The 20,299-nt window shown below is 41.1% G+C and carries 19 protein-coding genes; 6 read left to right on the top strand and 13 right to left on the bottom strand.

Annotation, left to right across the window (positions count from 1 at the left end; all coding sequences use genetic code 11):
* Nucleotides 1-178: 178 nt before the first annotated feature.
* The 3 genes from edd to gap are packed head-to-tail and all read left to right on the top strand — an operon-like array spanning nt 179 to nt 3,708.
* Nucleotides 179-2,029, top strand: a complete 1,851-nt coding sequence (gene edd / locus NQT69_RS03265) for a phosphogluconate dehydratase (RefSeq protein WP_256826725.1) — start codon at nt 179-181, stop codon at nt 2,027-2,029.
* A gap of 34 nt (nt 2,030-2,063) precedes the next feature.
* On the top strand, nt 2,064-2,684 hold the full coding sequence (locus tag NQT69_RS03260) for a bifunctional 4-hydroxy-2-oxoglutarate aldolase/2-dehydro-3-deoxy-phosphogluconate aldolase (protein WP_256826272.1): 621 nt from the start codon (nt 2,064-2,066) through the stop codon (nt 2,682-2,684).
* A 19-nt stretch (nt 2,685-2,703) separates the two neighbouring features.
* Nucleotides 2,704-3,708 carry a type I glyceraldehyde-3-phosphate dehydrogenase gene (gene gap / locus NQT69_RS03255; protein WP_256826271.1) on the top strand — a complete coding sequence of 335 codons (1,005 nt, stop codon included), beginning with the start codon at nt 2,704-2,706 and terminating at the stop codon, nt 3,706-3,708.
* 96 nt (nt 3,709-3,804) lie between these two features.
* On the opposite strand, the gene NQT69_RS03250 is transcribed toward gap, so the two are convergent.
* The 3 genes from NQT69_RS03250 to NQT69_RS03240 all read right to left on the bottom strand — a co-directional run bounded on the left by NQT69_RS03250 (nt 3,805) and on the right by NQT69_RS03240 (nt 8,147).
* Entirely contained in the window at nt 3,805-5,079 is a 1,275-nt protein-coding gene (locus NQT69_RS03250) for a leucine-rich repeat domain-containing protein (RefSeq protein WP_256826270.1), read from the bottom strand.
* A gap of 75 nt (nt 5,080-5,154) precedes the next feature.
* Entirely contained in the window at nt 5,155-5,868 is a 714-nt protein-coding gene (locus NQT69_RS03245) for a YebC/PmpR family DNA-binding transcriptional regulator (RefSeq protein ID WP_256826269.1), read from the bottom strand.
* 194 nt (nt 5,869-6,062) lie between these two features.
* Entirely contained in the window at nt 6,063-8,147 is a 2,085-nt protein-coding gene (locus NQT69_RS03240; RefSeq protein WP_256826268.1) for a M13 family metallopeptidase, read from the bottom strand.
* Nucleotides 8,148-8,477: 330 nt separating this feature from the next.
* On the opposite strand from NQT69_RS03240, the gene NQT69_RS03235 reads away from it, so the two are divergent.
* From NQT69_RS03235 to secF, 3 genes are all read left to right on the top strand, one after another.
* A complete protein-coding gene (locus NQT69_RS03235; RefSeq protein ID WP_256826267.1) occupies nt 8,478-8,945 on the top strand; it encodes a hypothetical protein in 468 nt (155 codons plus the stop codon).
* Nucleotides 8,946-9,035: 90 nt separating this feature from the next.
* Nucleotides 9,036-10,877: a protein translocase subunit SecD gene (gene secD, locus NQT69_RS03230; protein ID WP_256826266.1), complete on the top strand. Its 1,842-nt coding sequence runs from the start codon at nt 9,036-9,038 to the stop codon at nt 10,875-10,877.
* The gene (secF, locus tag NQT69_RS03225; protein WP_256826265.1) at nt 10,874-11,791 is read left to right on the top strand and encodes a protein translocase subunit SecF; all 918 of its coding nucleotides are present in this window, start codon (nt 10,874-10,876) and stop codon (nt 11,789-11,791) included. The genes secD and secF overlap by 4 nt, the downstream gene beginning before the upstream one ends.
* A gap of 51 nt (nt 11,792-11,842) precedes the next feature.
* On the opposite strand, the gene ttcA is transcribed toward secF, so the two are convergent.
* The 10 genes from ttcA to ccoO form a co-directional block, all read right to left on the bottom strand.
* A complete protein-coding gene (gene ttcA / locus NQT69_RS03220) occupies nt 11,843-12,751 on the bottom strand; it encodes a tRNA 2-thiocytidine(32) synthetase TtcA (protein WP_256826264.1) in 909 nt (302 codons plus the stop codon).
* 75 nt (nt 12,752-12,826) lie between these two features.
* Nucleotides 12,827-13,753 (bottom strand): universal stress protein UspE, encoded by a 927-nt coding sequence (uspE, locus tag NQT69_RS03215; RefSeq protein WP_256826263.1) that lies wholly within the window; start codon nt 13,751-13,753, stop codon nt 12,827-12,829.
* 91 nt (nt 13,754-13,844) lie between these two features.
* Complete coding sequence (locus tag NQT69_RS03210) at nt 13,845-14,579, bottom strand: FNR family transcription factor (RefSeq protein WP_256826262.1); 735 nt, start codon at nt 14,577-14,579, stop codon at nt 13,845-13,847.
* Between the two features lie 36 nt (nt 14,580-14,615).
* Nucleotides 14,616-15,287: a sulfite exporter TauE/SafE family protein gene (locus tag NQT69_RS03205; protein ID WP_256826261.1), complete on the bottom strand. Its 672-nt coding sequence runs from the start codon at nt 15,285-15,287 to the stop codon at nt 14,616-14,618.
* Nucleotides 15,280-15,447, bottom strand: a complete 168-nt coding sequence (gene ccoS / locus NQT69_RS03200) for a cbb3-type cytochrome oxidase assembly protein CcoS (RefSeq protein ID WP_058559001.1) — start codon at nt 15,445-15,447, stop codon at nt 15,280-15,282. Before ccoS ends, NQT69_RS03205 begins: the two co-directional genes overlap by 8 nt.
* Nucleotides 15,444-17,819: a heavy metal translocating P-type ATPase gene (locus NQT69_RS03195; RefSeq protein ID WP_256826260.1), complete on the bottom strand. Its 2,376-nt coding sequence runs from the start codon at nt 17,817-17,819 to the stop codon at nt 15,444-15,446. Before NQT69_RS03195 ends, ccoS begins: the two co-directional genes overlap by 4 nt.
* Nucleotides 17,820-17,829: 10 nt before the next feature.
* On the bottom strand, nt 17,830-18,321 hold the full coding sequence (locus NQT69_RS03190; RefSeq protein WP_256826259.1) for a FixH family protein: 492 nt from the start codon (nt 18,319-18,321) through the stop codon (nt 17,830-17,832).
* A 148-nt stretch (nt 18,322-18,469) separates the two neighbouring features.
* A complete protein-coding gene (gene ccoP, locus NQT69_RS03185; protein WP_256826258.1) occupies nt 18,470-19,435 on the bottom strand; it encodes a cytochrome-c oxidase, cbb3-type subunit III in 966 nt (321 codons plus the stop codon).
* Nucleotides 19,432-19,617 (bottom strand): cbb3-type cytochrome oxidase subunit 3, encoded by a 186-nt coding sequence (locus NQT69_RS03180; RefSeq protein ID WP_087534511.1) that lies wholly within the window; start codon nt 19,615-19,617, stop codon nt 19,432-19,434. Before NQT69_RS03180 ends, ccoP begins: the two co-directional genes overlap by 4 nt.
* Nucleotides 19,618-19,623: 6 nt before the next feature.
* Nucleotides 19,624-20,298 (bottom strand): cytochrome-c oxidase, cbb3-type subunit II, encoded by a 675-nt coding sequence (gene ccoO / locus NQT69_RS03175; RefSeq protein ID WP_256826724.1) that lies wholly within the window; start codon nt 20,296-20,298, stop codon nt 19,624-19,626.
* Nucleotide 20,299 lies beyond the last annotated feature (1 nt).

Here is a 20,299-nt window from a genome sequence, read left to right as displayed (position 1 = left end):
CCGGTGTCACAGTCATGCGTTAATACAGTGACACCGGTGTCAGGTTGATTGTGAGAGACAACCTGACAACGTATACCTTTGAACGGGTAAATCAAAGATGCTCAGTGCAATTACATTCGTGGAGTATGTGGTTGCCACTGAGCCTTTATCCTCTAACCATAGAGATGAGTCGAATTTTATGTTGCATCCTCGTATTCAAGAAGTCACCGAACGCGTTATCGAACGCAGTAAAACAACCCGCCAAGCCTATTTAGATCGTATTAATCACGCAAAAAAACAAACAAGAGTACGTGCAGGTCTAGGTTGCGGAAATATTGCCCACGTTATGGCTGCATGTAGCAGCGATGACAAAGCTCGCTTAAAAGCAGACGAGCAGCCAAACTTGGCTATTATCAATTCATATAACGACATGCTTTCTGCGCATGTTCCATATAAAGATTTCCCTGATTTAATTAAAGACATTGCGACCAAATATGATGCAACTGCACAAGTAGCCGGTGGTGTACCTGCTATGTGTGATGGGGTAACTCAAGGGCGTGATGGCATGGAGTTATCGCTTTTTTCTCGGGATGTTATTGCAATGTCCACAGCGGTATCACTGTCGCACGATGTATTTGACGGCGTATTCTGTTTAGGTGTATGTGACAAAATTGTCCCTGGTCTATTGATTGGTGCCTTATCATTTGGTCACTTACCTGTGTATTTTTTACCAGCTGGCCCGATGCAATCAGGTATCCCAAATAAAGAAAAAGCGCGTGTACGTCAAAAATTTGCTCAAGGTTTAGTGAGCCGTGATGAGCTTTTAGAAGCTGAAAGCGCATCCTATCACAGTGCTGGTACATGTACTTTCTATGGTACAGCCAACTCGAATCAAATGTTAATGGAAATCATGGGGCTACACCTACCAGGCAGCTCTTTCATTAACCCATACACCGAATTACGTGACGGCTTAACTGGCAACGCAGTTGAAACTATGCTGAAGCAGCTAATTCAAACTAAAGATGCTAATACACTTGCTGATGTAGTTACTGAAAAAACCATTATTAATGGCTTAGTTGGTTTGCTGTCAACGGGTGGCTCTACTAACCATGCAATTCACTTAGTGGCTATAGCTAAAGCGGCAGGTGTGCAATTAACGTGGAAAGACATGTCAGATTTATCTGAAGTGGTACCACTATTAACCCGTATTTACCCAAATGGCTCTGCTGATGTTAACCATTTCCAAGCTGCTGGCGGTATGGGTTTCTTAATGAAGCAATTAGTAGGAGCGGGTTTCTTACATAATGACGTTAAGACGATTGTGGGTGAAGGCCTTGAAGCTTATACACAAGAGCCACGTTTAGACACCGACAACAACTTGATCATGACTGACAGCTCAGGCCCGAGCAAAGTAAAGTGGGTGCCTTGTCCTGAAAATTCACTCGATGAAGAAGTACTTCGCCCAGTTGATAATCCGTTTAGCAAACAAGGTGGCCTACAGCTATTAACTGGCAATTTAGGTAAAGCTGTTATCAAAGTGTCAGCAGTGGCTACAGAGCATCAAGTTGTCTCCGCGCCAGCTAAAGTGTTTAGTTCGCAAGGTGCATTACAAGAAGCTTATTCTCGCGGTGAACTGAACCAAGATTTCATTGCGGTATTAAAAGAGCAAGGCCCGAAAGCCAAGGGCATGCCTGAATTACATAAGCTAACACCAGTTATGGCTACATTGCAGGATCAGGGCTTCAAAGTGGCGATTGTTACTGATGGTCGTATGTCAGGTGCATCTGGTAAAGTGCCCGCTGCAATTCACTTAGCGCCTGAAGCGGTTGAAGGTGGCATTATTGCAAAAATTCATGAGGGCGATTTAGTCACTCTTGATGCGCCTGCAGGTATTTTGAAACTGCATGTAAGTGATGAAGAACTTGCTGAACGCGAATTACAACTTAGTCCAGCTGCGTTAACGTTTGGTACTGGCCGTGAGTTGTTTGAAGGATTCAGAAACATTGTAAGTAGCGCAGACCTAGGCGCTAGTGCGTTTGGAATAGAATAATAATTAGCCATTCACAGGGTAATGAGGACATACAATGAGCATAGAAAAAATCTTATCATCGGCACCCGTTGTGCCAGTTGTGGTGATAGACAAGCTTGAAGATGCTGCACCGCTCGCCAGAGCACTTTATAACGGCGGCCTAAAAGCATTGGAAATTACATTGCGTACGCCAATTGCAGCAGAAGCTGTCAAGTTGATGAAAGCAGAAGTACCAGAAGCCTATGTCGGCACAGGCACAGTCATTGATAAAGCAAGCTTTGATGCGTCTGTGGCTGCAGGTGCTGACTTTATGGTGAGCCCAGGTGTCAACGACGAGCTTTTAGCATTAGCTAAAGATAGCGATATTCCATTTTTGCCGGGCGCAGCAACGCCAAGCGAAGTGATGAAACTAGCAAGCCATGGTTTTAAGTTTTTAAAGTTCTTTCCAGCCGAAGCTGCCGGTGGTACTGCAATGCTTAAATCAATTGGTGCGCCATTACCGCAAGTTACCTTTTGCCCAACAGGTGGCATTAGTTTAGCAACTGCACCTAATTACTTAGCATTGAACAATGTAATTTGTGTAGGTGGAACCTGGATGCTAGATAAACAACTTATTGAAAACAAAGACTGGCAAGCCATTGAAGCGCTTGCTCGCCAAGCAAGTGAAGTTAAATAATTAAAGGGGAGTTTTTTAAATGATTAATGTAGCAATTAATGGCTATGGCCGTATTGGTCGCAATGTATTACGTGCACTTTATGAATCAGCACAAAATAACGATATTAAAATCGTTGCAATTAATGACTTAGCACCGGCTAACGTAAATGCACACCTAACTCAATTTGATTCAGTACATGGTCAATTTTCACAAAAAGTGACCCTTGCTGATAACACTATGCTTATTGGCGACGATGTAATTACTTTAACGCAAGAGCGTGATCCAGCAAACTTACCGTGGAAAGAGCTGAATGTTGACATCGTTTTAGAATGTACTGGCTTTTTCACTAAGCGTGATGATGCTGCGAAACATATTACAGCAGGTGCGAAAAAAGTGATTGTTTCAGCTCCTGGTACTGATTTAGATGCAACAGTAGTTCATGGCGTAAACAGCGATGTGATTAATGCTGATAGCAACATTATTTCAAATGCATCATGTACGACTAACTGTTTAGCGCCGATTGCAAAAGCAATCAACGACACAGTAGGTATCGAGCAAGGCAGCATGACGACTATTCATGCTTACACGAATGACCAAAACTTATCAGATGTGTATCACCCTGATTTATACCGTGCACGTAGTGCAACACAATCTATGATCCCAACTAAAACCGGTGCTGCTAAAGCTGTTGGTTTAGTACTACCTGAACTTGCAGGTAAGCTGGATGGCATGTCAGTACGTGTTCCAACGATTAATGTATCATTAGTTGATTTTACCTTTATCACTAAACGTGAAACTACGGCTGCTGAAATCAATGAAGTGATGAAAGCCGCTGCTGAAGGTTCAATGAAAGAAATCCTAGAGTACAACGAACTTCCGCTTGTTTCTATTGATTTTAATCACAATCCAGCGTCTTCAATCTTTGATTCAACGCAAACTAAAGCCGAAGGCAAATTAGTTAAAGTGATGGCTTGGTATGATAACGAGTGGGGTTTCTCAAATCGCATGTTAGACCAAGTTAAAGCACTCGGTCAGTACTTATAATTGACCCTATAAAAGTTTAGCTTTATCCAACAAAGCCGCGTAAATCGCGGCTTTTTTATGTTTAAATCCCTGACTTTACCGTGCTATTTAACAGTGTTAAAGAAGCGCGCTTAGAGTGGATAAATTCGGGCGTAGGCTGATTTCACTATTCATACATTGCGCCGCAATGTGCTGCAGTTTAACTACTGTTGCGTTAGCCTCATCACAGACATTGAGTAAATCATCAATTAAGCAGCCAATCGCTCTTACTTCTATCATCTGCATTTGCTGACGTTGGTAGTCAGTAAGTGAATCTAGATTTGTCGCTGCACCAAAATCACCAAACAATACCTTGTATTCATCGTTTATCATCATGTTATGGGCGTAAACATCGCCGTGGCTTACTTTTTTAGCATGTAAGTGGGCAAGGGTACTGACCATTTGTTTTACAATGTGCTCAATCGCTTGGGCGCTAAATTGGGTATGCTCAGAAAAGGTATCGCGAGTACAGGTTTCAAGGGATGGTGGTAACCCAAGATTTTGATAATCCTGGCTTATCAGCTCCATGACAAGGCCTAACTGCTCAGGGTTATCAATATACGCAAGCACCTTGATAAGGTTTGTGTGAACGCCTGCCTGTAAGCAACAGTTAACTTCATCAAGTGGGTAGCCATCACTGGTGATCGCCCCTTTAAATAGCTTTAATGCCACGCTTTGCTTATGCCAATCAGCTAAATGAATTATGCCTGATGCGCCTTCACCAATCTCCGCTAGCAGTTCAAACTCGTTGAGTTTAGCTTGCTCCAGAGCGGCGTTTTGTAACGATTGTGATTTATTAAAGTTGTTACCGGCAAAGGCAAGCCAAGTAAGTTTGGGCAGCTCAAACAACCAATTATCTATATGGGTTAGTTTATTTGCTGATAAACGTACAAGCTCAAGTGCTTGGCAGTGTTGCATACTTTGCGGCAAACGCGGTATTTTATTGCCCGCAAGTGCCAATTTGCGTAGCTGGGTTAGCTCACCAAAAGACTCAGGCAATTGCTCGATACAGTTATCGGTTAAAATTAGCCATTGGATTGTAAGCGGTAAGCTATGTTCAGTAAATTCACTAATTTGGTTGCCTTTAAACGCAATCATGACGAGGGCTGGGCACTTTGCTAACACGGGGGGAATGTGCTTAAACTGATTAAACGATAAAAACACCCGCTTTAATTTGCTCAGGCAAGCAAACTCATCGGGTAAATCTGATAGTTGGTTATTAGATAAATCGAGTACCTCTAGGGTGTCGCGTAGAGTAAAAATTTCTGCGGGAAAAGAGTCCAACTGTTCGACTAATTGTAAGCGTTTCGCGCCTACTAACTCATCACTTTGAAGTTGTGTTAAGGTGTTCAAAATACAATTCCGTTTATTTTAAAAATCAAAAAGGCCAAACTAAGTTGGCCTCTTTTAAAGTGATAACAGTATTAATTAAAACTGTGCGTTGTGGTACACGTTTTGTACATCGTCACAATCTTCAAGCATGGCCAAAAAGCGTTCCATGACTTCCACGTCTTCCCCTTCTATTGGGGCTTCTACTTGTGGCACAAATGCAATTAAATCTTCGTCGAACTCTGTGATACCCATTTCTTCAAGGGCCGTGCGGGTGTTGTTGTATTCGGTGTGAGGAGCGAAAACAGTGACTTTACCTGATTCGACTTCTACATCTGTTACATCAACATCGGCCATCATCAGCGCTTCTAATACGGCTTCATCGTCATCACCGTCAAATACAAAAATAGCGAGGTGATCAAATAAGTGAGAGACTGAGTTTTGTGCACCAATTTTTGCATTTGCTTTGGTAAAACACACGCGAACATCAGCAAATGTACGTTTATTGTTATCGGTTAAGCAATCTACAATGATCATGCAATTACCCGGACCATAGCCTTCATAGCGCGTTGCAGCATAATCTTCACCGCCGCCGCCTTTGGCTTTGTCGATAGCACGCTCAATAACATGCGCAGGGACTTGGTCTTTCTTTGCGCGCTCAATCAAACGGCGAAGTGCTAAGTTACCATCGGTATCAACACCGCCATTTTTAGCGCAAATATAAATTTCTTTTCCGTACTTTGAGTAAACTTTTGTTTTAGCACCCGCAGTTTTAGCCATTGAATCTTTTTTGTTTTGGTAAGCTCTTCCCATCTGCGTTTCGCCTTAAATGTTTTTTAAAAGTATAAATTTTATAATGCCGTATTCTAAAGGTAAATTTCGGGTAGGGCTAGTAAGTATTCTAAGATTGAGCATTGATAATGAGCCCGTTTTAGAGCTGTAAGAATAAAATAACCCGCGAATGCGGGTTATTATAAGGTTTATGATTTTTTACTCACGCGTATAACTTACCAAATACGTACACGCTCTTCTTCAGGTAAATAAAGCTTATCGCCAGGTTTTACATCAAACGCTTTGTACCATGCATCATGATTACGTGGTGCTTGTGCTCTAAAGCGACCTGGCGCGTGCGTGCCACCACGAAGTTGGTTTAGCATACTTTGCTCTGTACGTTTTTCTTTCCATACTTGCGCCCAAGCAAGGAAGAAGCGTTGATCGCCCGTTAAGCCGTCGATAACTGGCGCTTCTTTCCCATTTAAGCTTAATTTATAAGCATGGTAAGCCATTGCTAAGCCGCCCACATCACCAATGTTTTCACCTAAGCTGTTACGACCATTTACGAAATTACCTGGGATTGGCTCGTACTGGCTGTACTGGGCTGCAAGCTGATCGGCTTTAGCATCAAATGCTGCACGGTCGGCGTCTGTCCACCAGTTACGTTGTACACCATTGGCATCTGATTTAGAACCTTGATCATCAAAACCATGCCCCATTTCATGACCAATAACAGCACCTATGCCACCATAGTTAACGGCTGGATCGGCATTTGGATCAAAAAATGGTGGTTGTAAAATAGCCGCAGGAAATACAATTTCGTTAAACGAGCTATTGTAGTAAGCGTTAACGCGTTGTGGTGTCATACCCCAGCGATTACGATCGGTTTTTTCAAGCTCTTTGGCAACGCTATCAGCTCTAAAGAATTCACGAGTGTTTTTAACATTCCCCATTAAATCAGTTTTACTAATTGTTAAACCATCATAGGACTGCCATACATCTGGGTAACCAATTTTTGGTACAAACGCGGCTAATTTAGCATGCGCATTGACTTTGGTTTCTTCGCCCATCCAATCGAGGTTATCAATACGTTCACCAAGGGCGGTGCGAAGGTTTTCAACTAGCTCAGACATTTGTTGTTTGGATGACTCAGGGAAGTAACGGTCAACGTATACTTTACCAATTGCAAAACCTAACGATGTTGTTCCTGACATTTGGCTAATAGCACGTTTCCAGCGAGGACGAGGCTGTTGTTGACCGCTTAACTCTTTACCATAAAAAGCAAAGTTAGTATTAAAGACTTCTTCTGATAATAATGATGCGTTACCGCTAAGTGCGTGATACGTTAAGTAGTCTTTCCATACTGCTAAATCTTCTTGATTGATTAGCTCAATCATGGCTTTAACAGGCTCAGGCTGTGACACATTAAGTTGCGGTACTTGATAACCCGTTTGAGCAAAGTAAAGATCCCAATTAAAATTGGGGTAAGTTGTACTAAGTTCGTCCCGTTTTATTTGATTTAATGTAAGATCGCGATTGCGGCGTTTTTCACGAGGCCAATGACCTTGTGCAATTTTTGTTTCAAGCGCTAAGATTGATTTTGCTCGCTCAGTGCTGTTATCAACGCCTGCCAATGTTAGCATTTCACTAATATGTGCAACATAAGCAGCGCGCGTTTTTTCAAAGCGTTCAGAATCTTCTAGGTAATAAGAACGATCTGGTAAACCTAGGCCGCCAGCGCCTAAAGACATTTCATACTTATTAGGATCAAGTCGGTTAAACCACATGCCACCGCCAATCGGCGAATTTACACCAGATAACCATGATTGACCAAACAGCTTAGTTAAGTCGTCAGTTGACGAAACTGCGCTAATATCTTTAAGTAAAGGCTTAATAGGGGCTAAGCCTAATTTATTAAGCGTTTCGGTATCCATGTAGGCATTGTAAAAATCAGCAATTAATTGCTCTTCTGGGTTTAAATCATCACGCGCGGCAATTTCTTCAATAATGGTTTTAACACGCTCTTCACTACGCTCAGCTAAAGCAGAAAATGCACCATAGCGGGTTTTGTCTGCTGGCATTTCATAATTGTCATACCAGGTGCCACTGGCATACATGAAAAAATCATCGCCAGGTTTTACAGCTTCGTTACGAGCGCTTAGATCAACACCAAAGCTTCCAAGCTCAGCTTTTTGCGCGACTGAAGCTGTTTCAACTGTTGTTTTAGTGTCAGTGTTATTTGTTTGTGTAGGTTCTGGCTTTGAACAGCCTGTTAAGAATAGAGCAGCTAAGGTGGCTGCGAGGAGTGTTTTATTCATGGAATACCCTTTGGTTTTATTTTTATCGTTTGTTTATAAATTTATTTAATTATTGATTGTTATTGATAATGCGCAATGAAACAAATGTTTTGAGGTGAATTACCTCACAGCTCGATGGAATGAGTATTAAAGTTTCACCTAGAGTCGCTGTAAAGCTGCATTTTCTCTAGGTTAAATAATACGTTATTAATTGTGTATTAAACCTTTTATTTATCCGCGTTAGAGTTCTCGCTATTGCATTTACGGGGAAATAGTTAATTTAACAGTATGGGCTTGAGTTAGTGATTTTCGTCCCAATATAGCTAGTTACTAATATAAGTTGATTATAAAATGATTCGTTTACGCCTGATTTTTTCTGCATTTTTATTTGTTGTTGCACTTTTTAGTGCGCATGTTAGTGCTGCGGGCGTAGATAAAGTTAGTTTTGAACAATCGCTTATAAACAGTGAGTTGACCATCAGTCAACTTAGTCATCCTCAGCTGGATGAGTCTGTGGGTGATTATGGTACGTCGAAACAAGTTGATGAACAACCAAGCGACCCTGGTTTTGAACCAGTACAGTTTCGTGTTGTTATCAGTAATTCATCAGTGTTTTTACATCAACTCCAAGTTGAGCCTAATTACACCGAAATTTTTGAATTTTCTCCCCCAAGTCTCGCCCGAGAACTATTTTTACAACCTTTAGAGCCAGCGGTTCTACCACCTTGGTATACGGCTTACGAAGGAACAAAATCCCGTCTAAGTGGCTGGAAAGATGCTAATTTACTTTATCGAGCTGTTAATACCTACCACAGTTAATTCCTACGTTAATTTATAGCTAAAAAACGAAAAAATTAATGTGCCTGTTAGGCATGTGCTGATGCTATGCATTGGCTCAAAGGAAGACGTATGTTAAATAAAAAAGTAAAAAAACCGTTATGGCAACGGTTTAAAATTAGTTATATGGCAATGTGTATGGCGCTGATCTTATTGGCTATTAGTGCGTTGCCTAATTTGTATCCTGCTCATTCTTGGCTTCATATTACTATGCCATCTAGTGAGGCTGTAAGCCAAATCTCCCCACAAAAGCAACTCATCGCATTTTTAAACCAACATGGGTTTATCGTTGCTCAATCAACCGAGCAACTTGAAAACAATCATAGCTCGTTAACTATTTTACTTGAGACGCCTAGTAAGAGTGCTGCAGCGCAAGCGGCATTGCAAGGGCAGTTTTCGCAACTTGAGAGTAAAATAGTGAGCCATCAAACCAGTCCCCAGTGGCTTCAAGGGCTTGGTTTAGCGCCGATTAAGCTAGGTCTAGATCTCAATGGCGGAGTATTGTTTGTGCTTGATGTTGATCTTGCTAAAGCGCAACAAGAACAACTAGACAGTGCGTATGAGCAAACTAAAAGTATTATTCGTGAACAAAAAGCGCGTGGTGTGCGAGTGCAAAAAAACAGCACTGGATTTGAGTTGCATGCATTAGAAAATTCACTCAGCAGTTTAAAAAATGTAGAGCAAGCTGTGTTAACGCGATTTGAGCGGTTACAGGTTATTTCTCATACCCAAGGCAGTATGACAAGCGTTGCCTTTAGTTTTAGTGAACAAGGTCAAAGTGTATTCATAAAAGAAGTGATGAACCAGACCCTGACTACCCTAAGGGGGCGAATTGAAGAGCTGGGCATTACCGAAGCGGTGACACAGCGCCAAGGCAAGCAACGTATCCGTATTGAGTTGCCTGGGGTACAAGACCCAAGCGCTGCTAAGCGGATTATCGGTGCAACGGCTTCTTTAGATTTTTATCAGTTAAAAGAGAGCGGTGGTAAAACGTTTCAGCTCAAAGAGGGTGGAACCATCAATTTAGACCCTGTGGCTATTTTTTCAGGTAAGCATATTAACAATGCACAATCTGGCCGTGATGAGTGGGGGAAACCACTAGTTCAACTGAGCTTAGATAGCCAAGGTGGCGAGGCGATGTCTGCGTTTTCAAAACGTAATATTGGTAAACCGATGGCAACAGTGTACTCAGAGTATTACCAAAATGCACAGGGCGACACGGTTAAAAAGAGTGAAGTTATTAACGTTGCAAATATCATTCAGCATTTGAGTAGCCGGTTTAGTATTACCAATATGCAAAGTACACAAGCGGCACAAGATTTAGCCCTATTGCTACGTGCAGGGTCATTGACTGCGCCAGTTACTATTGTACAAGAGCAAACAATTGGGCCGAGTTTAGGGGCTGATAATATTAACAATGGTTTGGCTGCGCTAATGTTGGGAATGGGGGTCACACTTGCATTTATGGCGCTGTGGTATCGTCGTTTAGGCTTGATTGCAAACATTGCGTTAGTACTGAATTTAACCGCTCTGGTTGGTTTAATGTCATTACTACCTGGTGTTGTGTTAACGCTTCCTGGCATTGCTGGTTTGGTACTGACAATTGGCATGGCGGTTGATACTAACGTGATTATTTTTGAGCGTATCAAAGAGGAGCGGCGCAAGGGCAGAGCACCCTATCAAGCAATAGAGCAAGGTTATAACCAAGCGTTTAGCACGATTTTTGATGCTAATATCACGACTATGATCACGGCTGTTATTTTATATAGTATTGGCTATGGCCCAATTAAAGGCTTTGCCATAACGTTAGCACTTGGGTTGATCACGAGCGTGTTTACCGGTGTTTATGTATCAAAGGCGCTCAGCCAAACTCTGTATTTAAAGCTTGCCAATAAACAAGGAGTGAAAGCATGATGATTAATTTTTCATGGTTAAAAAATGGCTCCCACTTACGCTTTGTAGGCTTGGCTTTTTCTGTTTTACTAGTGATCAGCGCTCTATTGGGGATTGCTTATAAAGGGCTGAACATGGGCTTTGATTTTACAGGTGGGTATTTAACTGAGTTCACGACAAGTAAAGTACTAACGCAAAGCCAATTGAATGATAAAATTAGTGATTCAGGCATCACTAATTATATTTTAACCGCGCAATCTGAGCAGCACTTTCAACTAAAGCAAAGTGAGCTGCAAGGGCAATGGCTTGATTCACTTGAAGACAATGATGAGCTTGAAGTAAAGGTTATATCATCATCGTATTTAGGCTCTCAAGTTGGGGATGAGTTATTTGAGCAAGGGTGTTTAGCTTTATTTGCTGCTATGGTGGCGGTAATGATGTATTTGGCCGTTCGTTTTGAATGGCGTTTAGCGATTGGCGCTGTGGTCGCGCTATTGCACGATATTATTATTGTGGTTGGACTATTTGCTTGGCTAGGACTTGAATTTAACTTAACAGTGCTAGCCAGTTTATTAGCCATAATAGGCTATTCTTTGAATGACTCTATTATTGTTGGAGATAGAGTGCGAGAGCTATTAAGAATTGACAGTAATCAGCAGTTATCTGTTGATAGCGTCATTAATAATGCTATTGCAAGTACCTTAACTCGTACTCTTATTACTTCAGGGACAACCCTAGCTACGGTTGCAAGTGTGTGGCTTTTAGCTGGTGCGCCATTAGAAGGGTTTTCTATTGCCTTGTTTGCAGGGATAGTCGTTGGTACGCTGTCGTCAATTTGTATTGCCGCCACCTTGCCACAATTACTCGGGTTAAGTGCTGAAAACTATAAGCTGAAACTCGATGAAACCAGCCAAGCATTAATGGATATGCCTTAAGCTAACCATCAACATAAAAATGCCGCGATTAACGCGGCATTTTTATTGAAATCAACTTAAATTGATAGTGACCACAGTTGGAGATTCTGGCTCATCATCATCCATTGGTTGTTTTGGGATATCCGGTTTATCAAGTGCTATATCACCGCCATCAACAACTTCACCAGTTTGTAGATTGGTAAAATCAAAGAGCTGATTGTCGGCTAAATGGGACGGCACCACATTTTGCATTGCAGTGAAAATACTTTCAATACGCCCTGGATGGTCTTTGTTCCACTGGGCAAGCATTGTTTTGGTGTGTTTACGCTGCAAGTTTTCTTGAGAGCCGCACAGGTTACACGGAATAATGGGGAAAGCTTGGTTAATTGCATATGTTTCAATATCAGCTTCTTTGCAGTATGCAAGTGGGCGGATAACCATGTGTTCACCGTTATCGCTCATTAGCTTAGCTGGCATGCTCTTTAATTTGCCGCCATAAAACATATTCAAAAACAGGGTTTCAATCATATCGTCGCGATGGTGACCGAGTGCAATTTTAGTTGCTCCCATTTCTTTGGCTGTACGGTATAAAATGCCACGACGCAGACGTGAACAAAGAGAGCAGGTTGTCTTACCTTCAGGAATGATATCGGTAACAATACTGTAGGTATCTTCTTCAACAATCTTGTATTCTATATTTTGGTTATCGAGGTACTGGGGTAAAACATGCTCAGGAAATCCTGGCTGCTTCTGATCAAGGTTAACTACAAAAAGGTCAAACTTGATTGGTGCAACACGTTGTAAGTGTTTTAGCATGTCCAATAAAGTGTAGCTGTCTTTTCCTCCCGACAAGCACACCATGATGCGATCACCTTCTTCAATCATATTGAAGTCCATGACAGCTTGCCCAGTTTGGCGACGTAAACGTTTTTGTAACTTATTAAAGTTATATTGAGCTTTCGCTTGCACAGAATGCGACATAACGCCCCCTTGAAATACCATGCGTAAAATTAAGGGGCGTATTATATGCGTAATGCTGGCGACTGCAAAATTTATTTAATCTTTTGCAAGTGGGCTTTTATAACCATCTGGTTTAAGTGCTAAAACATCACAATCCAAACTATCAATGACATGCTCAGCAGTGTTACCGACTAACGCGGCACTTAAACCTGTGCGGCCAACAGTACCAATCACTACCAGCTCACTGTTTAAACGAGATGCAACATCAGGTATTACATCTTCAGGTAAACCTTCTTCTATCGCACAGGCCTGATGAGGTATTTGATGTTTGTCGGCAAGTGCATGGGTTGACTCAAGGTGATGCTGTTTAACAGATTCATTATAAACACTTGGGTTAAACTCAGGAATTTCGATGGCAATATTAACAGGTGTTGCAGGGTAGGCATTGACAAGGTTTAATTTTGCATTGGCAAGTTCACATAAAAATTGCGCGTCTTTAATGATTCGGTCATTAAGCGCTAAGTGTTGCTCATTTTCACTGACAGCATTGACTGCTGCAAGAATATTACCTTGAGCAGGCCACGCATGTTCTTTTACTAATAAAACAGGGGCAGGGCATTTACGAATTAAGTGCCAATCTGTGGGGGTGAAAATAACCGATTTGAGGGTGTCATGTTGATGTGTGCCTTTAACGACGATGTCAAAACCCTGTGTAATGACGGTATCGATAATCGCTTCGTAAGTGCGATTGTGCCAGACAACTTGGCTTTTGATATTAAAATCAGGGTATTGTGCAAGAATTTCATCAAGCCATGCTTGTCGATCTTTAACAACTGCATTACGCATTGCTTCGCGCTCATCACTTGAAAGCATCGTGGTCATTTCATATGAAAAGTCGTAGATGCTCATAAAAGCCGTGATATTGGCACCGGACTTTTTAGCTAAATCAATAGAGCGAGATAAACCATGCTGAGAGTCAGCAGTTGGATCGATAATGGCAAGGATCTGTTTAATAGTATTCATGAGCTGCTCCTTTAACTACTTTATATACAGTGTAACGTATAATTTGTTTAGTTAAAGGTGCACTTGAGTAAGATTTGTTCTAGATCAAGGTTTACTTGGGGTGAATCGCCGCGGCATCACGCAAACCATCATTATTTAAAATAGTGATGAATTTCCCTTCTACCTTAATTAAATCTGCTTTTTGAAAACGGCTAAGTAAACGACTAATGGTTTCGACTGTGAGGCCTAAGTAATTACCAATTTCACCTCGGGTCATGGTAAATCTGAATTCTTTGCGAGAAAAACCTCGTTCACCAAAGCGGTTTGATAAATTATAAATAAAACTGGCTAAACGTTCTTCAGCAGACTTTTTATTCAGTAATAATAGCATTTCTTGGTCGTAGTTTATTTCGTTACTCATTAGACGCATTATCTGCTGGCGAAGCTTGGGTAGTTTGCCTGATAACTCGTCTAAGGTGTCAAAAGGAATTTCGCAGACCATTGATGTTTCAAGTGCTTGAGAAAAACTCTGATGCTGCATTTTATTGATTGCATCAAAGCCAACTAAATCTCCAGCAAGATGAAAGCCGGTAATTTGCTCATCACCTTGCTCTGATAGGGTATAAGATTTAAATGAACCTGAGCGCACAGCAAATATCGCATTTAAAGGGGCACCAGATTCAAATAAATAATCACCTTTATGCAATGGCTTTTTACGCTCAATGATCTCGTCAAGTCTATCCATTTCTTGACCATTAAGTGTAAAAGGTAAGCACAGTTGGCTGATGCTGCAGTCATTACAGCTAATAGTGCAGTTGCTTTTTGCTTTATTGTGAGATAAATCCATCAGTTAAGTCCATTAATGTGCGTATTTTTAGTTAGATTAATGCACTAGTTTATCAGTTGCAATAATCAGTAAGTATATACCGTACCAAATAAGAATGCTGCCCATGGCGATACGTGCCCATGGATGATTTAAAATTTTATGTACAAATTGTGCACCCATACCAATACTCAACATGGCAGGGAAAGTGCCAAGGGCAAAAAAGAGCATTACTATAGCGCCATCAATAGCCGTTGTACTAGTCATCGCCCAAGTTAGCGCTGAGTATACTAAACCACAGGGTAACCAACCCCATAGTGCGCCATACGCTGCGGCCTTGGGTAATGAGTTTATTGGCATTATGAAACGATTCAGTTTAACTAAGTGTTGCCAAATAAGTGTTTTGCCAACTGATTCTAGCCATTGTAGGCTGACACCTAGACGCATAACATACATGCCAACAAGCAGCATAAATAAACCACTTAAAAATGCTAATAGCAATGAAAACCACATACTTTGGCTGGCAAAATGACTACTAATGCCAGCTACAAGTGCACCTGCAAGCATGTAGCTGGTTGCTCGCCCTAAATTATAAGCTAGTGAATACGCCAAAGGGCGGCGTTTATCAGTTGCTAATTGTAACGAGCTGGCAATTCCTCCACACATTGCAATGCAATGTCCACTGCCAATCAAACCCATTATAAAAGCACTGATAAAAAGAGGATCAATCATTACTTTTATTGTGTTGCTCTTTGTCGTCTTCAAACAAAATACTGTGACCTTGTTTATTTAAATCTGAAAATTGTTCACCGCGCACGGCCCAAAAAAATACCCCAATAGCGATGATCACAAATAAAATGGCGATGGGGATTAATATGTAAATGATACTCATAACTTTAATAACCTCAGGGAGTTACTAATAACAATAATAGAACTGGCTGACATGCCAATCACCGCCATCCAAGGTGCAACTAAGCCCATTGCTGCAAGAGGTAAAATTGAGCCATTATAGATTAACGAAATAGTTAAATTTTGTTTTATAATTCGACGTGTATTTTTAGAAACGGTTAATAAGTGTGATATTGCTGCTAAGTCACTATTGAGTAATACCACATCGGCGGTGTTTTTGGAAATATCAGCACCGGTTTCCATCGCGATAGATAAATGGGCGCTGTTAAATACGGGACTGTCATTGACGCCATCGCCCACCATAGCCACTATTTCACCCTGTTTAGACCAATTATCGACGTGCTGTTGTTTATCTTGGGGTAAACAACCTGTTATAAAGCTATCTAAATTAAGCTTCTTGGCTATCTTCTGTCCTGCATTTGACGCATCACCTGTAAGCATATGGCAGCTTAAGCCCTGACTTTTTAGTGAGGCAACTAACTCAGTGGCATTTTGTTTTACTTCATCGACAAAGTAAAAGTGCGCGATGGGCTGTTTATCAACATAAAATGTGGCTTGGGCGTTGGTTTTTTTCGTATCAAACCAACCGCTTTTACCTATGGCATAATGGTATTTTTGATCTTCGCCAGTGATACCTAAGCCGGGTTGAACTTTGATATTGCTAAGGCTTCGTTGCTGTGGTGTAAACTCTGAAAATGCAGTGGCGATAGGGTGCTCTGAGTAGCTTTCTAGTTGCGCGGCTAAAGATAAAATATCTGCCTTGCTGTAAGCGTTGTCCAGTATATCCACTGCATCGAGAGTAAACCGTCCTTGAGTCAACGTGCCCGTTTTATCAAATGCGACACGTGTTAATTGTGGTAGTGTTTCCAGCACATGTGCTTGCTTTATCAATATACCTTTACGGGTAAGCGTGGCTACTGCACATGTTAAAGCTGTCGGTATAGCTAAACTCAGTGCACAAGGGCAGGTTGCAACCAATACTGAAATAGTGATCCAAAAAGCATGCTCTGGATCTATTTGGTACCAGCCAATTGCAGTGATCGAAGCAAAAATTAATAAACATGCGACAAACCATTGCGCCACTTTATCTGTTATTTCTACTAGTTTTGGTCGCGTTGCAAGTGCACTATGTTGTAATTTTATAATTTGGTTTAGTAGTGTATTTTGGCCTACTTTATTAATACGAATTTCAATTACACCATCATGATTGACGGTCCCTGCAAACACTTGATGTTCAACGTATTTATCAACAGGCTGGTGTTCGCCAGTCATCATTGATTCGTCAACGGTAGTAGCCCCCGCGCACACTATGCCGTCAGCGGGTATCGTTTCTCCCGGCTTTATTAATACTCGGTCATCTAATTTAAGTTTTTTAGCTGCGATAATGTGCTCATTACCTTGAACATTTAATGTACGTGCAGTTAAAGGTAATAATTTTTGTAAGTTTGCGGTAAATTCACTGGCTTTTAGGCGCGCTCTGAATTCTAGGTATTTACCGAGTAATAATAAAAAGGTAAACATACAAATTGACTCAAAATATACTTCACCCACGGCCATTATAGTGGCATAGCAACTTGCACCATATGCACCAAAAATGGCCAGAGATACTGGTAAATCCATATTCAATTGTTTGGCTTTGAGGCCATTTATCGCGTTGGTTAAAAATGGTAAAGCACTATATAAAATAACCGGCGACGCGAGTACTAAACTGATCCAGCGAAAATACTGTTCAAAGTTTTCTTCCATGCCAGAGAACATGCCAAAATACATGGCAAATGCAAACATCATTACCTGCATGGTCATCAGGCCTGCAACACCGAGACGACGGATGTATGCTTTAGCGGTTTGTTGCTTTTGACTGGCTTCTAGATCTGCTTGGAAGGGATACGCATTATAACCTATTTCTAGCAATGATTTAATTATTTCACTCAGGGGCAGGGCATCTTTGTGCCATTGGATCATCGCACGGTTAGTTGATGTATTCACATCAACCCGCTTAACAGCGGGCATGTTCAGTAGTTGTTTTTCAATTAACCAAGCACATGCGGCGCAAGTGATCCCTTCGACAGTGAGTAATACTTCACTGACATCATTGGTCTGTGAAATAAACTCTTCTTGAATATCGGGGTTATCGTAGCTTTCAACAAGCTTTAACTGCTCAGGCACAAGTTGTTCTACTTTACCTGCACGCACGGTTCTAAATTTATAATAGTCAGTCATGCCTTGAGCGACAATAGTTTCGGCAACTGTTTGACAACCAATACAACACATTGGCTCAGGGCGACCGTCTATTTTTACGGTCGCAGTAAAGCCTACAGGCACACTTTCAAGGCAATGAAAGCAATTATTAGACATGGTATCTTAACTACTTATATTCAGGGTTAATCGCAATACTTTGCTCATTTGGCAAAGTAATATTTTCTTTTAATTTCCAGCTTCCGTCCGTTGGTTCAATAAAAACAGTGTAAGTCCCGTCATTGTATGGCTCAATAATTGCGGTGAATTCTCCATTCGCATTCGGTGTTAAATGTGTGTCAAAGTCAAACTCACCGATAGTGCGATGATAAAAAGACATTTTTAATGAATGAATATTACTGGTATCACCTTTATTAAATTTAAAGCTAACTTTGTCATGTTCAACTTTTAAATCGCCATGTAAATAGAGCGCTTTAGCTTTATCGAATTTACTTAATTCTAAATTGATAGCTTTGCCTTTTTTATAATAATCATCTACGACCATATCCGGGCCATTACCAATCGCTGTGATTAATAATGAAATACAACCAATAATTGCGACTAATGGGAAAAAGATTAAAAACCAAGGCCAGAAATTTTTATACCAAGGAGTAGGCTTCATAAATACACTTAATTAGTTTGTGATGGGGACATTTTATAGGAATTGTCATAAAAAGACTAAAAAAAAGCCTCCAGATGGAGGCTTTTTTGATCTTAATTAATCTATTGAATTAAAAGATTAATTTATAAACATTTTATTAACGTTATGGTTATTTATCTTGCGATAAGCTATATACATAAGCGGTTAAAAGATGAACTTTATCTTCACCTAAAATATCTTTCCATGCCGGCATTACACCAGCACGACCATTCACAATGGTTTCTTCAACAGCACGTTGTGAACCACCATATAACCAGATATTGTCAGTTAAGTCAGGTGCACCAAATGGTAGGTTATGTGCAACTGAACCTTTACCGTCAGCCCCGTGACACGCTGCACACATTGCAAACTTAGCTGCACCGGCTTTAGCGTCTTTTTGATTCACAGTACGACCAGAAAGGCTAAGTACATGTGCAGTCATTTCTTTTACGCCTTGCTCACCTAAAGCATCACCCCATGGTGGCATTGCTGCAATACGCCCATGTAGTAGTGTTTCTTTAATTTTGTCAGGCGTACCACCATATAACCAGTCTTTATCAGTTAGGTTAGGGAAGCCTTGACCACCACGTGCATCTGAGCCGTGACACTGTGAACAGTTTTGTGCGAATAAACGTTGACCAATTTCGAGCGCTTTTTCATCTTTAATAAGCGTTTCGATATCTTGTTTAGCAAAGCCTTCAAAGATAGGGCCAAAACGTTCATCTGCAGCTTCATACTCTTTATCAAGCTTAACAAACTCACCATTGGCTTTGGCTTCTTCAACTGCTTTTTTAGATTCAGCTAAAGAGGTTACGCCTTGGTTAGAGCTGGTCCATTTAGCTAAACCTTCCCAGTTACCTAAACCAGGGTAAGCTGCTAAATAGTAAACTGACCATACGAATGTTGCGAAGAACATATAGGTCCACCACTTTGGTAGTGGGTTATTTAGTTCTTCTATGCCATCAAATTCATGGCCGCAGCTTTCACCTTCTTTAACACCAGCGTAGTTTGTTAAGTTCCACACTAGTAAGCCAAAAATGATAAATAAGCATGCAAGGGTTAATACAATAACCCAAATACTCCAAAAGCTAGTCATTTCTCAGACCCCTTTTCCTCATTAGAGAGTGTTTTGTTGTGTTTGCTCTCATCTTCAAAGATGGCATTAGCGGCGTCTTTAAAACGCGTTTTGCTACGTTTGCTATATGCCCACACAACAATCACAATAAACAATACTAAAATTACCAGAGTCAAAATGCCTCTGTATGTTCCGTAATCCATAATTAATTACTTCAAGTGCGTGCCAAGTTGTTGCAAGTAGGCGATAAGGGCTTGCATTTCTGTTGCACCTTTACCGTCATTCATTGCATCAACTTTAGCAATATCAGCGATTAGTTCTTCGTCACTACCATAACCTAAACCAGGGTGAGCTGGATTTTGTGGGTTGATAGCAAACGTATCACGGAAAATTTTCAGTTTTTTCAGGGTCAGGCTTGTATCTACGCGATTCTCATCTAACCAAGGGAACGCTGGCATATTAGACTCAGGCACCACTGCGCGTGGGTCCATTAAGTGGGCATAATGCCAGTCATCTGAATAACGCTTACCAACACGAGCAAGATCAGGACCCGTTCGTTTTGAACCCCATTGGAAAGGGTGATCCCAAACAGACTCACCAGCAACAGAGTAGTGACCATAACGTTCTACTTCATCACGAAAAGGGCGAATCATTTGTGAGTGACAGTTATAACAACCTTCACGCACGTAGATATCACGGCCTTCCATCTCTAACGCATTGAGTGGACGTAAACCATCCACAGGCTTTGTAGTATCGTCTTGGAACATCAGTGGAGTGATCTCAACCAATGCACCAAAGCTGATAGCAAAAACAGTCAATATCGCCATTAGGCCGATATTCTTTTCGACTATTTCATGTTTGTTTTGTGAATTTTTATTGCTCATC

Source organism: Pseudoalteromonas shioyasakiensis (assembly GCF_024518675.1).
Taxonomy (GTDB): Bacteria; Pseudomonadota; Gammaproteobacteria; order Enterobacterales; family Alteromonadaceae; genus Pseudoalteromonas; species Pseudoalteromonas shioyasakiensis_B.
The sequence above is the reverse complement of the archived record's forward strand: the minus strand, read 5'-3'. Positions and strand labels throughout refer to the sequence as shown.

Coding starts and splice junctions, on each gene's coding strand:
- edd (WP_256826725.1), top strand. CDS start 179: ATGTTGCATCCTCGTATTCAAGAAGTCACCGAACGCGTTATCGAACGC.
- NQT69_RS03260 (WP_256826272.1), top strand. CDS start 2,064: ATGAGCATAGAAAAAATCTTATCATCGGCACCCGTTGTGCCAGTTGTG.
- gap (WP_256826271.1), top strand. CDS start 2,704: ATGATTAATGTAGCAATTAATGGCTATGGCCGTATTGGTCGCAATGTA.
- NQT69_RS03245 (WP_256826269.1), bottom strand. CDS start 5,868: ATGGGAAGAGCTTACCAAAACAAAAAAGATTCAATGGCTAAAACTGCG.
- NQT69_RS03240 (WP_256826268.1), bottom strand. CDS start 8,147: ATGAATAAAACACTCCTCGCAGCCACCTTAGCTGCTCTATTCTTAACA.
- NQT69_RS03235 (WP_256826267.1), top strand. CDS start 8,478: ATGATTCGTTTACGCCTGATTTTTTCTGCATTTTTATTTGTTGTTGCA.
- secD (WP_256826266.1), top strand. CDS start 9,036: ATGTTAAATAAAAAAGTAAAAAAACCGTTATGGCAACGGTTTAAAATT.
- secF (WP_256826265.1), top strand. CDS start 10,874: ATGATGATTAATTTTTCATGGTTAAAAAATGGCTCCCACTTACGCTTT.
- ttcA (WP_256826264.1), bottom strand. CDS start 12,751: ATGTCGCATTCTGTGCAAGCGAAAGCTCAATATAACTTTAATAAGTTA.
- uspE (WP_256826263.1), bottom strand. CDS start 13,753: ATGAATACTATTAAACAGATCCTTGCCATTATCGATCCAACTGCTGAC.
- NQT69_RS03210 (WP_256826262.1), bottom strand. CDS start 14,579: ATGGATTTATCTCACAATAAAGCAAAAAGCAACTGCACTATTAGCTGT.
- NQT69_RS03205 (WP_256826261.1), bottom strand. CDS start 15,287: ATGATTGATCCTCTTTTTATCAGTGCTTTTATAATGGGTTTGATTGGC.
- ccoS (WP_058559001.1), bottom strand. CDS start 15,447: ATGAGTATCATTTACATATTAATCCCCATCGCCATTTTATTTGTGATC.
- NQT69_RS03195 (WP_256826260.1), bottom strand. CDS start 17,819: ATGTCTAATAATTGCTTTCATTGCCTTGAAAGTGTGCCTGTAGGCTTT.
- NQT69_RS03190 (WP_256826259.1), bottom strand. CDS start 18,321: ATGAAGCCTACTCCTTGGTATAAAAATTTCTGGCCTTGGTTTTTAATC.
- ccoP (WP_256826258.1), bottom strand. CDS start 19,435: ATGACTAGCTTTTGGAGTATTTGGGTTATTGTATTAACCCTTGCATGC.
- NQT69_RS03180 (WP_087534511.1), bottom strand. CDS start 19,617: ATGGATTACGGAACATACAGAGGCATTTTGACTCTGGTAATTTTAGTA.
- ccoO (WP_256826724.1), bottom strand. CDS start 20,298: ATGAGCAATAAAAATTCACAAAACAAACATGAAATAGTCGAAAAGAAT.